This is a genomic window from uncultured Streptococcus sp. (assembly GCF_938036805.1).
Classification (GTDB): Bacteria; Bacillota; Bacilli; order Lactobacillales; family Streptococcaceae; genus Streptococcus.
Genome location: NZ_CALHWC010000033.1, coordinates 1 through 17,039, shown reverse-complemented (window position 1 = coordinate 17,039; position 17,039 = coordinate 1). Strand labels below are relative to the sequence as shown.

The 17,039-nt window shown below is 42.8% G+C and carries 19 protein-coding genes; 15 read left to right on the top strand and 4 right to left on the bottom strand.

The annotated features are described in order from the left end of the window. Positions 1–166 precede the first annotated feature (166 nt). The 4 genes from nagA (at position 167) to Q0191_RS01590 (ending at position 3,900) form a co-directional block, all read left to right on the top strand. Positions 167–1,333 (top strand): N-acetylglucosamine-6-phosphate deacetylase, encoded by a 1,167-nt coding sequence (gene nagA / locus Q0191_RS01605; protein ID WP_297663217.1) that lies wholly within the window; start codon positions 167–169, stop codon positions 1,331–1,333. 217 nt (positions 1,334–1,550) lie between these two features. After that, a complete protein-coding gene (locus Q0191_RS01600) occupies positions 1,551–1,739 on the top strand; it encodes a hypothetical protein (protein ID WP_125388213.1) in 189 nt (62 codons plus the stop codon). 11 nt (positions 1,740–1,750) lie between these two features. Further along, positions 1,751–2,596, top strand: coding sequence for an aldo/keto reductase (locus tag Q0191_RS01595; RefSeq protein WP_148888238.1), 846 nt, complete (start codon positions 1,751–1,753; stop codon positions 2,594–2,596). Between the two features lie 551 nt (positions 2,597–3,147). Continuing rightward, positions 3,148–3,900: a DUF6261 family protein gene (locus tag Q0191_RS01590; protein ID WP_297663219.1), complete on the top strand. Its 753-nt coding sequence runs from the start codon at positions 3,148–3,150 to the stop codon at positions 3,898–3,900. Positions 3,901–3,992: 92 nt separating this feature from the next. On the opposite strand, the gene Q0191_RS01585 is transcribed toward Q0191_RS01590, so the two are convergent. Beyond that, a complete protein-coding gene (locus Q0191_RS01585; RefSeq protein ID WP_297663214.1) occupies positions 3,993–4,535 on the bottom strand; it encodes a hypothetical protein in 543 nt (180 codons plus the stop codon). Positions 4,536–4,830: 295 nt separating this feature from the next. Between Q0191_RS01585 and Q0191_RS01580 the strand changes: the two genes are divergently transcribed. Continuing rightward, positions 4,831–5,604: a hypothetical protein gene (locus Q0191_RS01580; protein ID WP_297663212.1), complete on the top strand. Its 774-nt coding sequence runs from the start codon at positions 4,831–4,833 to the stop codon at positions 5,602–5,604. Positions 5,605–5,914: 310 nt separating this feature from the next. Here Q0191_RS01580 and lctO read toward each other — a convergent pair whose 3' ends face one another. After that, on the bottom strand, positions 5,915–7,051 hold the full coding sequence (lctO, locus tag Q0191_RS01575; protein WP_288932175.1) for an L-lactate oxidase: 1,137 nt from the start codon (positions 7,049–7,051) through the stop codon (positions 5,915–5,917). 215 nt (positions 7,052–7,266) lie between these two features. Between lctO and Q0191_RS01570 the strand changes: the two genes are divergently transcribed. The 4 genes from Q0191_RS01570 to Q0191_RS01555 are packed head-to-tail and all read left to right on the top strand — an operon-like array spanning position 7,267 to position 10,221. Continuing rightward, the gene (locus Q0191_RS01570) at positions 7,267–7,947 is read left to right on the top strand and encodes an amino acid ABC transporter permease (RefSeq protein ID WP_297663209.1); all 681 of its coding nucleotides are present in this window, start codon (positions 7,267–7,269) and stop codon (positions 7,945–7,947) included. Next, positions 7,907–8,584, top strand: coding sequence for an amino acid ABC transporter permease (locus Q0191_RS01565; RefSeq protein ID WP_015605355.1), 678 nt, complete (start codon positions 7,907–7,909; stop codon positions 8,582–8,584). Before Q0191_RS01570 ends, Q0191_RS01565 begins: the two co-directional genes overlap by 41 nt. Beyond that, positions 8,585–9,343, top strand: coding sequence for an amino acid ABC transporter ATP-binding protein (locus Q0191_RS01560; protein ID WP_297663205.1), 759 nt, complete (start codon positions 8,585–8,587; stop codon positions 9,341–9,343). It begins immediately after the preceding gene. Positions 9,344–9,354: 11 nt separating this feature from the next. Beyond that, the gene (locus tag Q0191_RS01555; RefSeq protein ID WP_297663203.1) at positions 9,355–10,221 is read left to right on the top strand and encodes a cysteine ABC transporter substrate-binding protein; all 867 of its coding nucleotides are present in this window, start codon (positions 9,355–9,357) and stop codon (positions 10,219–10,221) included. 120 nt (positions 10,222–10,341) lie between these two features. Here the strand turns inward: Q0191_RS01555 and Q0191_RS01550 are convergent, their stop codons facing one another. Beyond that, entirely contained in the window at positions 10,342–11,154 is an 813-nt protein-coding gene (locus tag Q0191_RS01550) for a Cof-type HAD-IIB family hydrolase (protein ID WP_125388207.1), read from the bottom strand. Between the two features lie 164 nt (positions 11,155–11,318). Here Q0191_RS01550 and Q0191_RS01545 point away from each other — a divergent pair, with 164 nt between their 5' ends. The 5 genes from Q0191_RS01545 (at position 11,319) to Q0191_RS01525 (ending at position 15,924) form a co-directional block, all read left to right on the top strand. Further along, entirely contained in the window at positions 11,319–11,921 is a 603-nt protein-coding gene (locus Q0191_RS01545; RefSeq protein ID WP_297663200.1) for a DUF1361 domain-containing protein, read from the top strand. Between the two features lie 164 nt (positions 11,922–12,085). Further along, on the top strand, positions 12,086–13,507 hold the full coding sequence (locus Q0191_RS01540) for an NCS2 family permease (RefSeq protein WP_125372029.1): 1,422 nt from the start codon (positions 12,086–12,088) through the stop codon (positions 13,505–13,507). A gap of 202 nt (positions 13,508–13,709) precedes the next feature. Continuing rightward, positions 13,710–14,150, top strand: a complete 441-nt coding sequence (tsaE, locus tag Q0191_RS01535; RefSeq protein WP_297663198.1) for a tRNA (adenosine(37)-N6)-threonylcarbamoyltransferase complex ATPase subunit type 1 TsaE — start codon at positions 13,710–13,712, stop codon at positions 14,148–14,150. Further along, positions 14,143–14,664 (top strand): GNAT family N-acetyltransferase, encoded by a 522-nt coding sequence (locus Q0191_RS01530; protein WP_297663197.1) that lies wholly within the window; start codon positions 14,143–14,145, stop codon positions 14,662–14,664. Before tsaE ends, Q0191_RS01530 begins: the two co-directional genes overlap by 8 nt. Positions 14,665–14,670: 6 nt before the next feature. Beyond that, positions 14,671–15,924, top strand: coding sequence for a biofilm formation/cell division transcriptional regulator BrpA (locus Q0191_RS01525; RefSeq protein WP_297663195.1), 1,254 nt, complete (start codon positions 14,671–14,673; stop codon positions 15,922–15,924). Between the two features lie 50 nt (positions 15,925–15,974). Here Q0191_RS01525 and Q0191_RS01520 read toward each other — a convergent pair whose 3' ends face one another. Continuing rightward, positions 15,975–16,601, bottom strand: coding sequence for a TVP38/TMEM64 family protein (locus Q0191_RS01520; RefSeq protein WP_187422059.1), 627 nt, complete (start codon positions 16,599–16,601; stop codon positions 15,975–15,977). Between the two features lie 131 nt (positions 16,602–16,732). Between Q0191_RS01520 and Q0191_RS01515 the strand changes: the two genes are divergently transcribed. After that, a partial coding sequence (locus Q0191_RS01515) for a YqeG family HAD IIIA-type phosphatase (protein ID WP_367170153.1) occupies positions 16,733–17,039 on the top strand: 307 nt, incomplete at its 3' end.

The following is a 17,039-nucleotide window of genomic DNA, read 5'->3' as shown; positions in this document are numbered from 1 at the left end:
GACGACGAAATCGAATTCTAACGAATTACCGATTTCTGTCCCACTCTCTTTTCTTGATTTAAATAATATAATAAATTTTTCCAAAAAAGAGGTATAGACCATTTACAAATAAAATAGAAAGCGTTATAATAGAGTCAATAGAAATAGAACAAGAGGAGGCAGTCAGATGCCTAAATATATAAAAGCCGATCAGTTCTTCTATCCTCAAGGGATTCGCAAGGGTGGATTTTTAGAAGTGATTGATGGAAAATTTGGAAAATTAGTACAGGAAGTCCCTGCGGATGCGGAAGTGGTGGATTACACAGGCTACTCTGTCGCACCAGGTCTGGTGGATACCCATATCCATGGTTTTGGTGGGGTCGATGTCATGGACAATAACATCGAAGGTACCCTCCATACCATGAGTGAAGGGCTTTTGACGACTGGGGTGACTAGTTTCCTGCCGACTACGCTGACATCATCTTACGAGCAACTTCTAGCTGTGACGGAGAATATTGGTGCGCGCTATCAAGAAGCAAGTGGTGCCAAGATTCGCGGTCTCTACTTTGAAGGGCCTTACTTCACTGAAAAGTACAAGGGTGCCCAAAACCCAGCCTACATGAAGGACCCTCGTATGGATGAATTTCGTGCTTGGCAAAAGGCAGCCAATGGCCTGCTAAATAAAATTGCTTTGGCACCTGAGCGCGAGGGCGTGGAAGAATTTGTCCGCACCATCACTGATGAAGGTGTGACAGTCGCTTTGGGGCACTCTGATGCGACCTATGACGAAGCCAAGGCAGCAGTAGAAGCAGGAGCTAGTGTCTGGGTACATGCCTACAATGGTATGCGGGGCTTGACCCACCGTGAGCTAGGTATGGTTGGGGCTATGTACGAGCTGCCTCATACTTACGCAGAGTTGATTTGTGATGGTCACCACGTAGATCCCAAGGCCTGTGATATTTTGCTTAAGCAAAAGGGTCATGAACATGTAGCCCTCATCACAGACTGTATGACTGCAGGTGGGCTGGAAGATGGCGACTATATGCTGGGAGAATTTCCAGTGGTGGTAGCCAATGGCACAGCTCGTCTCAAATCGACTGGCAACTTGGCAGGATCAATCCTGCAGCTCAAAGACGGCCTAAAAAATGTGGTTGAGTGGGGCATCGCAAATCCTCACCAAGCAGTCATGATGGCCAGTCTTATCCCAGCAAAATCCGTCCGCATTGACGATGTCTGTGGCCAGATCAAGGAAGGCTATGATGCTGACTTTATCGTTCTGGACAAGGATTTAGAGCTAGTTGCTACTTATTTGGATGGCGAAAAGCGCTTTGAAGCTGCCTCCAGTGTTCTTTAATTGAGTCTCCTTATATTTTTAGAAAGGATGGGGTAACCTGTCCTTTTTAATGTGGAGCTACTTCTTTTTCCCTAGGATTGGCTAGAGGGACTTGGGCAAAGCTAGAATGGTTGGCGCAACTAGAAAGTCTCTGAGATATTTTTCTTAACAGATGGTAGGGCTTTCTCAATGAAAGAGAAGATGTTATAATAGGGTTATCACAGACGAGGAGGACAGGATGAAAAAGATTGATTATAAATTTATGGGAATGGGTTTGGTATTCCTCTTCTTTGGATTGCTACTGCATCGTTTCTTGATATTTATTGCTGGGCTGGCCTTTATCATTTACAGCTTTTTCAGCCGAGGCATGGCTCCAACCAAGGAAAATATCTTTAAGCCAAAATTGTCCAAAAGAAAGAAAAAATAAGGAGAACAGATATGCAAAATTATACTCTTAACAATGGCGTCAAGATTCCAGTCTTGGGCTTTGGTACTTGGAAGGCTCAGGACGGAGAAGAGGCTTATCAGGCAGTCTTGGCTGCTCTGAAGGCTGGCTATCGCCACATTGATACGGCAGCTATCTACAAGAATGAGGAGAGTGTCGGTCGAGCGATTAAAGACAGCGGCATTCCGCGTGAAGAGCTCTTCATCACCACCAAGCTCTGGAATAGCAAGCATACTTATGAAGAGGCCATGGAAGCCTTTAACAGCTCTATGGAGCGGTTGGGGCTGGATTATCTGGATCTCTACCTTATCCACTGGCCAAATCCTAAGCCTTTACGAGAAGATGGAGCTTGGCGAAAGCGCAATGCAGAAGTTTGGCGGGCTATGGAAGACCTCTACCAAGCTGGTAAGATCCGAGCGATCGGCGTCAGCAATTTCCTGCCTCATCACCTAGAGGCTCTGCTGGAAACAGCGCGCGTTACTCCAGCCGTCAACCAAATCCGCCTAGCGCCAGGTGTCTATCAGACAGAGGCAGTGGACTTCTGCCGTGCCCATGATATCCTACTTGAAGCTTGGGGACCTTTTGGGCAAGGCGAGCTCTTCCAAAATCCAGCCGTGCAGGCGATAGCAGATAAGTATGGCAAGACCATTGCTCAAATTGCTCTAGCTTGGAGCCTACAAGAAGGCTTCCTGCCCCTGCCTAAGTCAGTCACTCCGAGTCGGATTGCTAGCAATCTGGATTGCTTTGACATCGAACTGAGTCCTGCTGACCTAGAAATTCTTAAAAATATCAGCGGTTTGGAAGGCGGAGCACCTAATCCAGATGGGATGGATTTTTAAACCTCTGAGGTGTATCCGTTGAGTTGAAATCAAGCTACTCGATATCTTAGTTATTAGTATTTAAGGAAGTTTTATAGTGACCTAGGCCTCGGCCGGTCACTTTTCCTATAGTTTCTTGGCATTCTAGGTCTCGGCCAGCTACTTTTCCTATAGTTTCGTGGCAACCTAGGTCTAGGCTAGTTACTTTTCCTATAGAATCATGGCAACCTAGGCCCAGGCTAGTTACTTTTCCTATAGTTTCGTGGCAACCTAGGCCTAGGCTGGTCACTTTTACTATAGATTCATGGTAATCTAGGACTAGAAGGCTCTTTTCATTGCTATTTATAAGATCCGTCGCCCCTCGGTCATTTGTCGTCAAAACAAGTGCCAGATGAGGAGTGATTTTGTGTCTTTTTCTTTTGAAAGACTAGAGGAAAAGTCGGAAAGAGACTCCGTTTTTTGATAAAAATGCCCCTTTCAGGGATAAAAAATGACATTTTAGGGCAGGAGACCCTAAGTTTCATCTCTACATGCTATACTCGCTTTATCAAAAATATTGGAGAGGTTTTATGATGAACACTACTTACACCATTCGCCCCTTGTCTTATAGCAATCTGACCCACCGTGAGTTTGAGAGTCTAATGGTTGATTCCTATCAGGTACTCACGATTTTTACGAGTTCCTATAGAGATGAGGACATGTACAGCAAGCACCTAGAGGGCTTTCATAGCAAGCTAGAGCAGTTTCAGGCTCAATTGGCCAATGTGGAAAAGAAAGACTCTATTAGTCTCGTAGAACTAGACAAGGAGCGAGATAACGCTCTGGTTGGTCTGTTTACCTTGCATAAGGGCTTTGCCAAAATCAAAGATAGAGACTTGAAAGAAGCCTATGAAGTCTTGCTGCCAGTCTTTAAAAAGTATAAGGATATCACTAAGCATACCAATGCTGTTGCAACGGCTGAGATTAAGAGCCTGCTCAAAACATTGCAGGAAGAGCCTTATCAGAAAGCTGTGACGAGTCTAGGACTTCTCCCTATGCTGACGGCTGTGATAGAGGCCCAAGCGGACTATGATAAAGGAGAAGCAGAAGCGCGTGCAGTCAAGTCAGCCAAGGAAGTCGGTAAAACCAAACAGCTACGCAACGAAATCTCCCGTAGCTACGACCTCTTTGTGCGCTACACAGCAGCCGTCGCAGAAGCCTATCCAGAGAGATCCCACTTGACCAAACTCCTTAAAGACCTCAATACGATCCGAGATAGCAAGCGCCGTTTGGTTGGTACAAATAAGAAAACAAAAACGGAAGAAGCAGGAGAGAAATCAGCATAAAGAAGCCCCCCTTAGAAGGAAGATTCTAAGGGGGATTTTTGTGGATTTGTGATAGGTCTTTAGTAAGTAGAGACAGTGAATTAAAAATTAACTTATTTCAAATTGTTAATATCACGGATGAAAAGTGAGCGTAATATTGTATTCTCTGTTTTTTTAACTCCTAAATCAGTCCTCATATGGTTCATTATTTCTTCTGATTTATCAAGTAGTTTTTGTCTATTAGTATTTTCGAAAGAAAGCAATATAAACTCAGACCATGATTTTACAACGTTTTTAGACCCCCATAAAGAAAGACTTTGATTAAGAGTTAGTATATCACTTTCTAATTCAGGGTAATTTTGATCTTTATTTTTTGCTATTTTATAGATTATCGCTACAAATTGTTCATAAGGTTCTTCTCGTTTTTGCGTTAAATATTCTCTTTTTTGTTGTTGTCGTTCCCAAATAAGTTTGGCAATAGTAGACGCAATTGAGATTGTACCAGACACTAGAGCTACAATAATAACAGTATCCAGTGTTGGTAGGTTATTAAAAAATGTGATTGAGAATAGTATTGCTTTTACTAGTGCCCAAAGGCTAAAAATGAGAATAGCAATTGCAATAATTTGACCAATACGATATGAAATTTTTTCCATTATAGCTCCTTTAAATTAAAGATACTCTTATTTTACAGTATTAAGATTAAGGAATCAATATTTTTTAGATAGTTGTACATCTCCTATTATGCTGAAAGCATAAGCTGAAGAAATTAAATATTTTTAAATATAGAAATATCAAAATAGTGTTATTTTAGTATAAAAATACTTTATGGTTCGTTGAGAAACTGATAAAATAGTTCGAAGATAAGCCATAAAATTATAACTAGGGATTGAATAAGGGAATTCAATTGTTGATTAGATATAATTTAGAGTATAGGAGATGAGGATTGTTATGGATAAGTTAGCTATTTTTCAAATATTGGGTGAGTTTTTAAATTCACAGTTTATCAGTTCAATGCTCGGTGCTCTTTTGGGTGCTGGGGTAGCGGTGTATATTGCAAAGCTTCAAAATAAGCAACAACTTAAACAGTTGAAATATGAACATAAGCTACAACGAGAATTTTTTGAAAAACAAGAAGAGAACGAAAGGGAACGTATATTTTTACAATATACTATTGAGCGTGCAGAGCGTTCGTATGAGATATTGAGTGATTTAAGAAGTGCTAAAAAGTTATTTGTAGATGCAATATTTGAATTGATGAAGAGCCTCCCTAATGATTTAGAATTAGATGAAGATATTGAATTTGAAAAACATTTTTCCTTGTTATATGCAGAGTATCTGATTCCTAAATACGACTCTATTATAAAATTAAGAGATATGTTATTACTAACTCTGGTTATCCAGGATGATATTGAACTATCTAGGTTAAAAGAAGAAGTTCGTAAGGAAGTTGCAATCTTTGTAGACTATCACAAAAAAATAAGTCAAGTAAAGATTTTTGAAGAGTATAAAGAAGTAGCTGATGATTTTATGAGTAAGTCAAAACTGACTGAAAAATGTGACGAATTAAGGACTTATTTAACCAAGTATATAACAGAAACTACATTTAGGCTAGTTTCTCCTGAGAGAATGGCTGAGAAGGTACTAAAACAAACAAAAGGGGATTTAAATATTCGATTTAAAGTTGTAAGAAAGGAGAATATGAAAGGGGCAACTGAAGATTAGATTTGAAACTTTTAATAGAAATTGGAGAAAACTTAGACAATGTATACTTGTCCTCCAAAAACTACACAAATAATTTAAGAAAAAGATTTAGTTCTGTATTGGACAGGGCTAGGTCTTTTTTGTTTAAGTAGTTTGTTCTTCTGTATAGTACTTTCTCGTTAGTTTGCTCGTTTCAAGTTATCCATTATTTCACGGATGATAGTTATGAATTATGCCCATATAAGTTAATTTCCTATTAAAAACACCCCAATCGTTAGATTTTATGTCTAACTTTTGGGGTGTGCTTTTTTATTGCAATCTGTTTTATTTATCAATACAATTTCAAATCACGAGGGTCGACTGGGAAGGTTGGGTTGTATGGATTGTGACGCAGTTTGAAGTGTTTGACGTCTTCTATGGTCTGAGTTCCAGATAACTGCATGACGGTTTTTAATTCGGCATTTAGGTGTTCAAAGACTTGACGCACACCGACGCTACCACCAAGGGCTAATCCATAAATGACAGGTCGTCCAATGGCTACCAAGTCTGCTCCTGAAGCCAAGGCTTTAAAGACGTGTTGGCCACGGCGAATACCAGAGTCAAAAACAATCGGAACACGTTTATCAACTGCTTCAGCGACTTCTTGAAGGGAGTCAAAGGCAGCTGGCCCACCGTCGATTTGGCGGCCACCGTGGTTGGTTACCCAGATTCCAGAAGCCCCTGCGGCAAGTGAACGTTCAACGTCTTCACGGCATTGAGGGCCTTTGACATAGACAGGGAGACCTGAGTATTCGGCGATAAATTCTACATCTCGTGGAGACAGGCGTTGTTTAGCTGATTTGTAGACAAAGTCCATGGACTTACCAGCACCTTCTGGCAAGTATTCTTCAACGATAGGCATGCCAACTGGGAAAACAAAGCCATTGCGCTTATCAACCTCACGATTGCCCCCTACAGTCGCATCCGCAGTTAAGACAATGGCTGTGTAGCCTTCTGCCTTGACACGATCCATAATATGGCGGTTAATGCCATCATCTTTACTGAAGTAAAATTGGAACCAGTGTGGAGTCCCTTGGAGGGCTTGGGAAATTTCTGGAAGATCAACTGTGGAATAGGAGCTGGTCGTATAAAGAGAGCCAAACTCGTGTACACCACGCGCAGTAGCGACTTCCCCTTGTTCATTTGCTAATTTATGGGCTGCAACAGGCGCCATGATGATTGGTGAAGACAGTTTTTCTCCAGCAAATTCAATCTCAGTGCTTGGATTTTCCACATCACAGAGTGTATGAGGAACAATGAGTTTATGGTTGAAAGCTCGAATGTTCTCGCGTAAAGTGAACGTGTCCTCAGCTCCACTCGCGATGTAGCCAAAAGCAGCTTTAGGAATGACTTGCTGCGCCATGGGCTCCAGATCATAGGTGTTGATAAAATCCACAGGGCCTTCGGCATTGCTTGTTGTGTATGACATAAAATGTCCTCCTTGATAAAAGTAAACGTTTACTTTTTGATTTACAGGAACATCTTAACTCTTTTTCATGTCATTTTCAAAAATTTTGTCTGGAAGTTTCAGATTGCAATAGAGACGATAAATATTTTTTATCATTGTGATAGAAAATACATATTATCCAAACATGCCTTTTAGTGCTACAATAGCTGTATTATTCCTAGATGGGAGGTTCTCTTTTGGATTGGTCCATTGTTGAACAATATCTACCATTATATCAAAAGGCATTTTTTCTAACCCTGCATATCGCAGTTTGGGGCATTTTGGGAGCTTTTCTAGTTGGCTTACTTGTTAGTATCATCCGGCATTATCGCATCCCTGTTTTGGCACAGCTAGCCACAGCTTATATTGAATTGTCGCGAAATACGCCCCTTTTGATTCAACTCTTCTTTCTCTACTTCGGGCTGCCTCGGATTGGGATTGTCCTTTCCTCAGAGGTCTGCGCCACCCTTGGTCTTATCTTTTTGGGAGGCTCCTATATGGCAGAATCCTTCCGAAGCGGGCTAGAAGCAGTTAGTCAAACCCAGCATGAGATTGGCTTAGCGATTGGTCTGACCCCCATTCAGGTTTTTCGCTACGTGGTCTTGCCACAAGCCACAGCAGTGGCTCTACCGTCCTTCAGTGCCAATGTGATTTTCCTGATCAAGGAAACCTCTGTCTTTTCGGTAGTTGCTCTAGCCGACCTTATGTATGTTGCCAAGGACTTGATTGGGCTTTACTATGAGACAGACATTGCACTGGCTATGTTGGTAGTGGCCTATCTTATTATGCTCCTGCCTATCTCGTTGCTCTTTAGTTGGATAGAAAGGAGGCTCCGCCATGCAGGATTCGGGAATACAAGTACTCTTTCAGGGAAATAATCTCCTGCGGATCTTACAGGGATTGGGAGTCACGATTGGTATTTCCATCCTCTCTGTCCTCTTGTCTATGATTTTCGGTACGGTCATGGGAATCATCATGACCTCTCATTCTAGAGTCGTTCGCTTCCTGACACGCTTTTATCTAGAATTTATCCGCATCATGCCCCAACTGGTGTTGCTCTTCATTGTTTATTTCGGCTTAGCTCGAAACTTTAATATCAACATCTCCGGAGAAACTTCCGCTGTTATCGTTTTTACTCTCTGGGGAACGGCTGAGATGGGGGACTTGGTACGTGGAGCCATCACTTCCCTTCCCAAACATCAGTTTGAAAGCGGACAGGCGCTGGGGTTGACGACCTTCCAACTTTACTACCACATCATCATCCCGCAGGTCTTGAGAAGACTGCTTCCGCAGGCCATCAATCTCGTTACTCGGATGATTAAAACGACTTCTCTGGTTGTTTTGATTGGAGTCGTTGAAGTTACAAAGGTGGGACAGCAAATCATCGATAGTAATCGCTTGACCATTCCAACAGCATCCTTTTGGATTTACGGCACCATACTGGTTCTGTATTTTGCAGTTTGCTTCCCTATTTCCAAGCTATCCACTCACTTAGAAAAACACTGGAGGAACTAAATGTCTGATACCATATTAGAAATCAAGGATCTAAAAAAATCCTTTGGAGACAATCCTATCCTCCAAGGACTTTCCCTAGAAATCGAGAAAGGGGAAGTAGTGGTTATTCTAGGACCATCTGGTTGTGGGAAAAGCACCCTCCTTCGCTGCCTCAATGGCTTGGAAACGATTCAAGGTGGAGATATTCTTCTGGATGGCCAGTCCATTATTGGAAATCAGAAAGACTTTCACTTGGTTCGTCAAAAGATTGGCATGGTCTTTCAAAGTTATGAACTCTTTCCCCATCTAGATGTTCTGCAAAACCTCATCCTAGGTCCTATCAAGGCACAAGGGCGAGATAAGAAAGAGGTGACGGAAGAAGCCCTGCGGTTACTTGAACGTGTCGGCTTGCTCGACAAGCAACACAGCTTCGCTCGCCAATTATCTGGTGGACAAAAGCAACGGGTTGCCATTGTCCGTGCCCTGCTCATGCATCCAGAAATTATCCTTTTTGACGAGGTGACGGCTTCGCTTGATCCAGAAATGGTGCGTGAGGTCCTCGAACTCATCAACGACCTAGCTCAAGAAGGTCGCACCATGATCTTGGTGACCCACGAAATGCAGTTTGCTCAAGCCATTGCAGACCGGATTATCTTCCTCGACCAAGGGAAGATTGCCGAAGAAGGAACCGCTCAGTCCTTCTTTACCAATCCACAAACCAAACGAGCACAAGAATTTTTAAACGTTTTTGACTTCAGCCAATTTGGCTCATATTTATAAAGGAGATTCTTATGAAACTACTCAAATCACTCTTAACTGTTTTGGCACTTGCCTTTGCCCTTATCTTTGTCACAGCTTGTAGCTCAGGCGGAAATGCGACTTCTTCATCTGGCAAAACTACCGCCAAAGCTCGCACCATTGATGAAATCAAAAAAAGTGGTGAACTTCGAATTGCTGTATTTGGAGACAAGAAACCTTTTGGTTATGTAGACAACGATGGTTCTTACCAAGGTTATGACATCGAACTGGGAAATCAGCTAGCCGAAGACCTCGGTGTTAAGGTAAAATACGTTTCTGTTGATGCTGCCAACCGTGCAGAATACTTAATTTCTAACAAGGTGGACATCACCCTTGCCAACTTTACCGTCACAGACGAACGTAAGAAACAAGTTGACTTTGCCCTTCCCTACATGAAGGTTTCACTGGGTGTTGTGTCTCCTAAGAAAGGTGTTATCACAGATGTTAAACAGCTTGAAGGCAAGACTTTGATTGTCACAAAAGGAACTACCGCTGAAACATACTTTGAGAAAAATCACCCAGAAGTCAAACTTCAAAAATACGACCAATACAGTGACGCCTACCAAGCTCTTTTGGATGGACGTGGAGATGCCTTTTCAACTGACAATACTGAAGTTCTAGCTTGGGCTCTTGAAAATAAAGGGTATGAAGTGGGGATTTCTTCTCTCGGTGACCCAGATACTATTGCACCAGCAGTCCAAAAAGGAAACAAAGAGTTGCTTGATTTCATCAATAAAGACATTGAAAAATTGGGCAAGGAAAACTTCTTCCACAAAGCTTATGAAAAGACTCTTCACCCAACCTATGGTGATGCTGCAAAAGCAGATGACCTCGTCGTTGAAGGTGGAAAAGTAGAATAGAAGCGTTGGTAAAGTAGAAAAATCTACCTTAAAAAATGAACCGCATCTCAACAGTTAGACAGAAAAAGTCTAGCAGTTGAGGTGCGGTTCAAATTATGTTTATTTGATTTATTTTAATTTCTACAAGTAGAGCTCAGTTAGCTTGTGGGCTACACCGTCTTGGTCGTTGGTGAGTTCAAGCTGCTGGTCAGCATAAGGCAGCAGGGTTTCGCTGGCATTCTTCATGGCATAGCCTGTTCCCGCAAATTCCAGCATTTCAGTATCATTGTGCTCGTCACCAAAAGCAATCAGGTCCTTGCGATCGACATTGAGGATATTGAGCAGGTACTGGAGGGCGAAGGCTTTGTTAACACCTTTAGGGCCGCACTCAAGGATATTGAGAGGACCGCCCCAGGTATTGATGGAGAGTTCATGCTGGTAAAAGGCATTCATCTCTTCAGCTAGAGCATATTTGTCCGTAGCATGGGTTTGCAGCAAAATGGCATTTGGATTTTTGGTGACCAGCTGCGCTTGAAATTGATTTTCTGGCTTAAAATTATCAATGCCAAAGAGCTTGGGATCTGCGATTTCTTCGTTGGTATTGGTGATGTAAAATTTCTTACGGTATTCTCCAGCGATGAAATCGGCCTCGATTTCTTCTTTTCGTTGGACCATATCCAGCAAGAAAGACTTGTCTACGGTCAAGGATTGCTCAAATTCCCACTTTTTCTCAGGGATATGGGTTAGAGAACCGTTGAAGTTTATCATAGGAGTATTCAGCTCTAACTCTTTATAGAAATCCAGAGCCATGCGGTAAGGACGGCCAGTTGTGATGATGACCTTGTGTCCTTTAGCCGATATTTTTTTGATAGTTTCTTTGGTAAAATCAGAAATCTTACTCTCAGAATTGAGCAAGGTTCCGTCCAAATCTACAGCAATTACTTTATTCGTCATTCTTATTCCTCGTACAGTCTCGCGAAGTATTGTAAAGACTATTATAACAGAATTAAGAATAAATGCCACAAGTTGTGGTATAATGTTTCCTCAATAGCTAAGACGAAAGATGTCTGCTGATAGTCTATGAGCGAAGAGAGTTAAAGTAAAGGGGAGGATCTTGTATGCGTAAACCAATTTTAATTCACATTTTTTTCCTACTAATTGCATTTGTTGTATATATTCAGGGGATTACGGCTCAGGGGCCAGACCTGATCTGGAATATGATTTTGGCCTTAATTGCCTATGACGCTGCGGTCTTAACGACGATATCTAAGAAGCAGAAATGGCTTTATCCACTTTTATTGGTGGTTTGGTTGGCCTTTTATCCTAATACTTTTTATATGCTGACGGACTTGGTGCACATGACTTGGGTAGGAGATACCCTGTGGAACCCTGTCAGTATGCGCCTATTTATGGCTTTTGTACCGAGTATTTTATTTGGCGTTTACTGCGGGATTGAAAGCTGGAATATTTTGCGCGAGCGCTGGAAGTGGACTTGGTGGTTGGATATGCTTGTGGTTACTGGGCTGTCTTATCTGTCGAGTCTAGCCATTTACATCGGTCGTTATGATCGCCTCAACTCCTGGGATCTGGTTACGCGGCCTCAGCTAGTTGTCCAAAAGCTACTGGAGACCTTTCAGAAGGATCGTCTAGTATTTATCCTTGGATTCACCTTTATCCAAATCATGACTTTGCTCTTTTTAAGCAGAGAAAATAAAAAATAAGACACTTTAAAGTATTTTTTGGAGCAATGGACTTGAAAAAGTGAATGTTTTTGAGTATAATCATAGTATTGTTCGTAAATAACGAATAAGCAGCACTGTTTTAAAGAAAATCAGGAGTTCTCTTTTAATCAGTTGCCATAAAACAATTTAGGAGATTATCTATAATGGATAAATTATTTAAACTCAAAGAGCACGGTACGGATGTTCGTACGGAAGTTCTCGCTGGGTTAACAACTTTCTTTGCTATGAGCTATATCCTCTTTGTCAATCCAGCCATGCTGTCGCAAACGGGGATGCCAGCTCAAGGTGTCTTTCTGGCTACGATCATCGGTTCTGTTGCTGGAACACTCATGATGGCCTTTTATGCCAACCTCCCTTACGCACAGGCGCCAGGTATGGGGCTCAATGCTTTCTTTACGTTCACGGTTGTCTTTAGTTTGGGCTATACTTGGCAAGAAGCTCTGGGCATGGTCTTCATCTGTGGTTTGATCTCGCTCTTCATTACCTTGACTAAGATTCGGAAGGCAATTATCGAGTCTATTCCATCAGCACTTCGTTCAGCTATTTCAGCAGGTATCGGTGTCTTCCTAGCTTATGTAGGGATTAAAAATGCCGGACTGTTGAAGTTTTCGATTGATCCTGGCAACTATGTAGTGGCTGGTAAAGGAGCTGACCAAGCCAAAGCTGCTCTTACAGCGAACTCAGCTGCAACTCCGGGATTAGTTGATTTTAATAATCCAGCAGTTTTACTTGCTTTACTTGGTCTAGCGATTACAGTTTTCTTTGTTATCAAGGGCATCAAAGGTGGCATTATCTTATCCATCTTTACAACGACAGTTGTAGCGATTGCTGTTGGCTTGGTAAACTTGTCTGCGATTGACTTCGGTCAGCACAATCTGTCAACAGCTTTGAAAGAACTTGGACAAGTGTTCGGGGTTGCGGTTGGTCCAGAAGGCTTGGGAGCTCTCTTTGCTGATACGGCGCGCCTGCCTCAGACATTTATGGCTATCCTAGCCTTCTCTCTGACCGATATCTTTGATACCATTGGTACCTTGATCGGAACTGGTGAAAAAGTTGGTATCGTCGCAAGCTCTGGTGAAAACCATGAGTCAGAAGGTTTGGACAAGGCTTTGTACTCAGACTTGATCGGAACGACTATCGGTGCAATCGCCGGAACATCTAACGTTACTACTTACGTAGAGTCAGCAGCTGGTATCGGAGCTGGTGGACGGACAGGTTTGACAGCCTTGGTTGTAGCGGTCTGCTTTGCAGTATCTAGCTTCTTTAGTCCACTTTTGGCCATCGTTCCAACAGCAGCAACTGCACCAATCTTGATTGTTGTTGGGATCATGATGCTTGGCAGTCTGAAAAATATCCAGTGGGATGATATGGCAGAAGCTGTCCCAGCTTTCTTCACCTCTATCTTCATGGGCTTCACTTACAGTATCACAAACGGGATTGCAGCAGGCTTTATCATGTATGCTCTTGTGAAAGTCATCAAAGGTCAAGCTAAGGATGTGCATCCAATGATTTGGATTTTAAACCTGCTCTTCATCCTTAACTTTATCAGCCTAGCTCTTTCTTAAGAATCAGTATTAAGAAGTTGGAAATCTTCCAGCTTCTTTTTTACAGGAAAAATTTAGGAAATGTCCTAGTTTACTTCTAAATAAAAGCGAGTGACCTGCTTTGATTAGAAGATTTCGAAAGCTCATCTAATTTTTTTCAAACATTTTGCTTCCTCTATTAGAAAATTGAGCGCAAACGCAAATCTTCTGGTATAATAAAAGAATGTTTAGTCATAATGAAGAAGAATTAATCAAATGGGGCCAGCGTCTCGGAAGCTTGCTTCAGGAGCAAGATGTTTTGGTTTTGACAGGAGACTTGGGTGCGGGTAAGACGACTTTTACCAAGGGCTTGGCCCAAGGCCTGGGCATCAAGCAGATGATCAAAAGTCCGACCTATACCATTGTTCGGGAGTATGAAGGACGTTTGCCACTGTATCACTTAGATGTTTATCGGATTGGTGAAGATCCAGACTCGATTGACTTGGATGATTTTCTCTTTGGTGAGGGAGTTACGGTCATCGAGTGGGGGGAATTGCTAGGTGAGAGTTTACCAGATGATTATCTGAAGCTGACTCTTCTAAAGAAAGAAGACGGCCGTGAGCTAGTCTTTGAAAGTCAGGGGCGCCGTTCTCAGGAACTACTGGAGGAATTGCTGCATGGCTGAGTTTGAATTGGCCTTGCGAGAGGCAGAAAAGACGGATGCTGCTGACTTGATTCGCTTTTTAAATCAAGTCGGTGCCGAGTCAGACTACATGACCTTGGATGAGGCAGGGATTTTGATGGACGAAGACCAGATGGCTCAGTTCATTCAGCGTCAAGCTGATTCGGATAATCAGCTCTATCTCTTGGCCTTGCTTGATAATGAAATCGCTGGGATTGTCAGTATCACAGCGGATTTTCATGAGCGGATTCGCCACATTGGGCAAGTTTTTATCGTTGTCAAAAAAGCCTTTTGGAATCAAGGCCTTGGTCGTATCCTGCTAGAAGATGCTGTGGATTGGGCAGAGAATGGGAGCAGTCTCCGCCGTTTGGAGCTGACTGTTCAGGTTAGAAATGAGCGAGCAGTTCATCTCTATAAAGAATTAGGATTTGAAATCGAAGGCCTGCAAAAAAGAGGGGCCTATTTAAGAGAAGGGATATTTCTAGATGTTTACCTGATGGGAAAACTGATAGATTGATGAAATATGTTTAAAAAAATTGTACGAATGTTTTTGAGCCTGTTGCTTGTCACAGCTATTGGAGTAGGAGGCTATGCTTGGACCATTTACAATCAGTCAACGGATGCCTTGTCCCGTACCTACAAAGGTTTTGGGAATGAAACGAACGTTATTGCCGAAACCAAACCCCTGACAATCTTGTTGATGGGGGTCGATACAGGGAGTGGCTCGCGGTCTGATACTTGGCAGGGAAATAGCGACTCCATGCTTCTTCTGTCTGTCAATCCTCAGACTAAAAAGACGGTCATGATGAGTCTGGAGCGGGACATTTTGACTCAAATCGATGAAAAAGGCGAAACGACAGAAGCCAAGCTAAACGCAGCCTATGCTTATGGTGGTGCAGAATTGGCCATTGCGACCATTGAGAAATTGATGAATATCCACATTGACCGCTATGTCATGATCAATATGCAGGGCTTGGTTCAGCTGGTGGACGCAGTTGGCGGCATTGAGGTCAATAATACCTTTGATTTCCCGATTTCCATCGAAGAAAATGAACCCGAATACACTGCAACTGTCGAGCCAGGCAAACACTTGATCAACGGAGACCAAGCTTTAGTCTATGCCCGCATGCGTTACCAGGATCCAGAGGGGGATTACGGTCGTCAGAAACGTCAGCGCGAGGTGATCCGAAAGGTCGTTGAGAAGGTGCTCAGTCTTAACAGTATTAGCCATTATCAAGCTATTTTGCGAGCAGTCAGCAAGAATATGCAGACCAATGTAGCACTGGATGCGGGAAGTATCCCTCAGTTATTGGGCTACAAAGACGCCTTTAGAAGCATTCAGTCTGAACAGTTGCGCGGGGAAGATGCTACCTTGGCTGATGGCGGTAGCTATCAGCTGGTTACGTCTGATCATTTGCTAGAAATGCAAAATTTGATTCGGAAAACGTTGGGCTTGTCTTCAGTTAAGACTCTCAAAACCAATGCCGTACTGTATGAAGATTTGATGGGAGGCAGGAGCTTGCGTGCTTCTAGTTCAGAGAGTTCAAGTTCAGTCCAGAATGATCGAACTATTTATAGCCAACCTAGTGAGAGCACTTATGGTAGTAGCTATAGCAGTTATAGTAGTTATAGTAGTTATAGCAACTATAGTTCCTATACTCCTGAGCCTAGTGCTAGTAGTGAACCGCCAGCAAGTTCTGCGCCTGCATCTACGCCAGCTCCGACACCGTCAGCATCATCTGCCGATCACCCAGCAACATCAGCATCTTCAGAATAAACAAATCGCCCAAGCTTACTAGCTTGAGCGATTTTTAATGCCCGTGGTTCTTATTTTGCGAGCCATTTCCAGAAGAAATCAATAATATAGGTCAGTCCGTAAGTGTAGATGATGAGGGTGATGGGTTTACAAAGTACGATAATCAGCATATACTTTTTGAAGGTCATCTTGGTCAAGGCGGCTAGCATACAGAGAAAATCAGCGGGACTGATGGGCCAAATCATCATAAAGATAAAGAAACGCTCAAAGCGATTGCCCTCATCCAGCCAGCCCACATACTTGTCATAGGTCCGCTTGCTGACGACGGACTGGACAAAGGCTGGTCCGTAGGTGCGAGCCAGATAGAAGATGATGGCGCAGCCGATGACGATGCCAACATAGTTGTAGATGGTGCCGACGATATGCCCGTAGATAAAGATGCCTGCTACAGAGGTCAAGGCACCAGGGATAATGGGCACGACAGTCTGCAAGATTTGCAGGAAGATAAACAGAGGTGGTCCCCAGATGCCTGCTTGTTTGATAAAGGCAGACAAGGTTTCCTTGGACTGGAGAATCCCTGCATAGTAGGCCCAGATGCAAAAGGCCACTGTCCCCACAGCCCCGATGATGGATGACCAGTTGATGATTTTTTGCAAAAAGGGAGAAACAGTTTTCATTTCTCGATCCTTGCTTGCCATAGGCACCTCCAAGAGAATTATTCTTACATCTACTATAGCATCTTTTGCTATTTTTGTAAGCTTTGAAGCTATAGGTGCCAAAAAGCCTATTTTATGCTATAATAGTGCGAATACGATTTTTGGAGAGAGATGTGGCGATTGAAGATTACATGCCGGACTTTGCGGTCGAGGCAGTTTACGATTTGACAGTAGAGAGTTTGAAAAGACAGGGGATCAAAGCGGTTTTGGTGGATTTGGATAACACCCTGATTGCTTGGAATAATCCTGACGGAACCCCAGAGATGAAGACGTGGCTCCATGATTTGCGGGATGCGGGCATTCGGATTATTGTGGTGTCCAATAATAACCAAAAACGGGTCAAGCGGGCTGTTGAAAAGTTTGACATTGACTATGTCTACTGGGCCATGAAACCCTTCACTTGGGGAATTGACCGAGCGC

Bases quoted from the DNA above. Each gene is read 5' to 3' on its own strand.
- nagA (WP_297663217.1), top strand. From the start codon at position 167: ATGCCTAAATATATAAAAGCCGATCAGTTCTTCTATCCTCAAGGGATT.
- Q0191_RS01600 (WP_125388213.1), top strand. From the start codon at position 1,551: ATGAAAAAGATTGATTATAAATTTATGGGAATGGGTTTGGTATTCCTC.
- Q0191_RS01595 (WP_148888238.1), top strand. From the start codon at position 1,751: ATGCAAAATTATACTCTTAACAATGGCGTCAAGATTCCAGTCTTGGGC.
- Q0191_RS01590 (WP_297663219.1), top strand. From the start codon at position 3,148: ATGAACACTACTTACACCATTCGCCCCTTGTCTTATAGCAATCTGACC.
- Q0191_RS01585 (WP_297663214.1), bottom strand. From the start codon at position 4,535: ATGGAAAAAATTTCATATCGTATTGGTCAAATTATTGCAATTGCTATT.
- Q0191_RS01580 (WP_297663212.1), top strand. From the start codon at position 4,831: ATGGATAAGTTAGCTATTTTTCAAATATTGGGTGAGTTTTTAAATTCA.
- lctO (WP_288932175.1), bottom strand. From the start codon at position 7,051: ATGTCATACACAACAAGCAATGCCGAAGGCCCTGTGGATTTTATCAAC.
- Q0191_RS01565 (WP_015605355.1), top strand. From the start codon at position 7,907: ATGCAGGATTCGGGAATACAAGTACTCTTTCAGGGAAATAATCTCCTG.
- Q0191_RS01560 (WP_297663205.1), top strand. From the start codon at position 8,585: ATGTCTGATACCATATTAGAAATCAAGGATCTAAAAAAATCCTTTGGA.
- Q0191_RS01555 (WP_297663203.1), top strand. From the start codon at position 9,355: ATGAAACTACTCAAATCACTCTTAACTGTTTTGGCACTTGCCTTTGCC.
- Q0191_RS01550 (WP_125388207.1), bottom strand. From the start codon at position 11,154: ATGACGAATAAAGTAATTGCTGTAGATTTGGACGGAACCTTGCTCAAT.
- Q0191_RS01545 (WP_297663200.1), top strand. From the start codon at position 11,319: ATGCGTAAACCAATTTTAATTCACATTTTTTTCCTACTAATTGCATTT.
- Q0191_RS01540 (WP_125372029.1), top strand. From the start codon at position 12,086: ATGGATAAATTATTTAAACTCAAAGAGCACGGTACGGATGTTCGTACG.
- tsaE (WP_297663198.1), top strand. From the start codon at position 13,710: ATGTTTAGTCATAATGAAGAAGAATTAATCAAATGGGGCCAGCGTCTC.
- Q0191_RS01530 (WP_297663197.1), top strand. From the start codon at position 14,143: ATGGCTGAGTTTGAATTGGCCTTGCGAGAGGCAGAAAAGACGGATGCT.
- Q0191_RS01525 (WP_297663195.1), top strand. From the start codon at position 14,671: ATGTTTAAAAAAATTGTACGAATGTTTTTGAGCCTGTTGCTTGTCACA.
- Q0191_RS01520 (WP_187422059.1), bottom strand. From the start codon at position 16,601: ATGGCAAGCAAGGATCGAGAAATGAAAACTGTTTCTCCCTTTTTGCAA.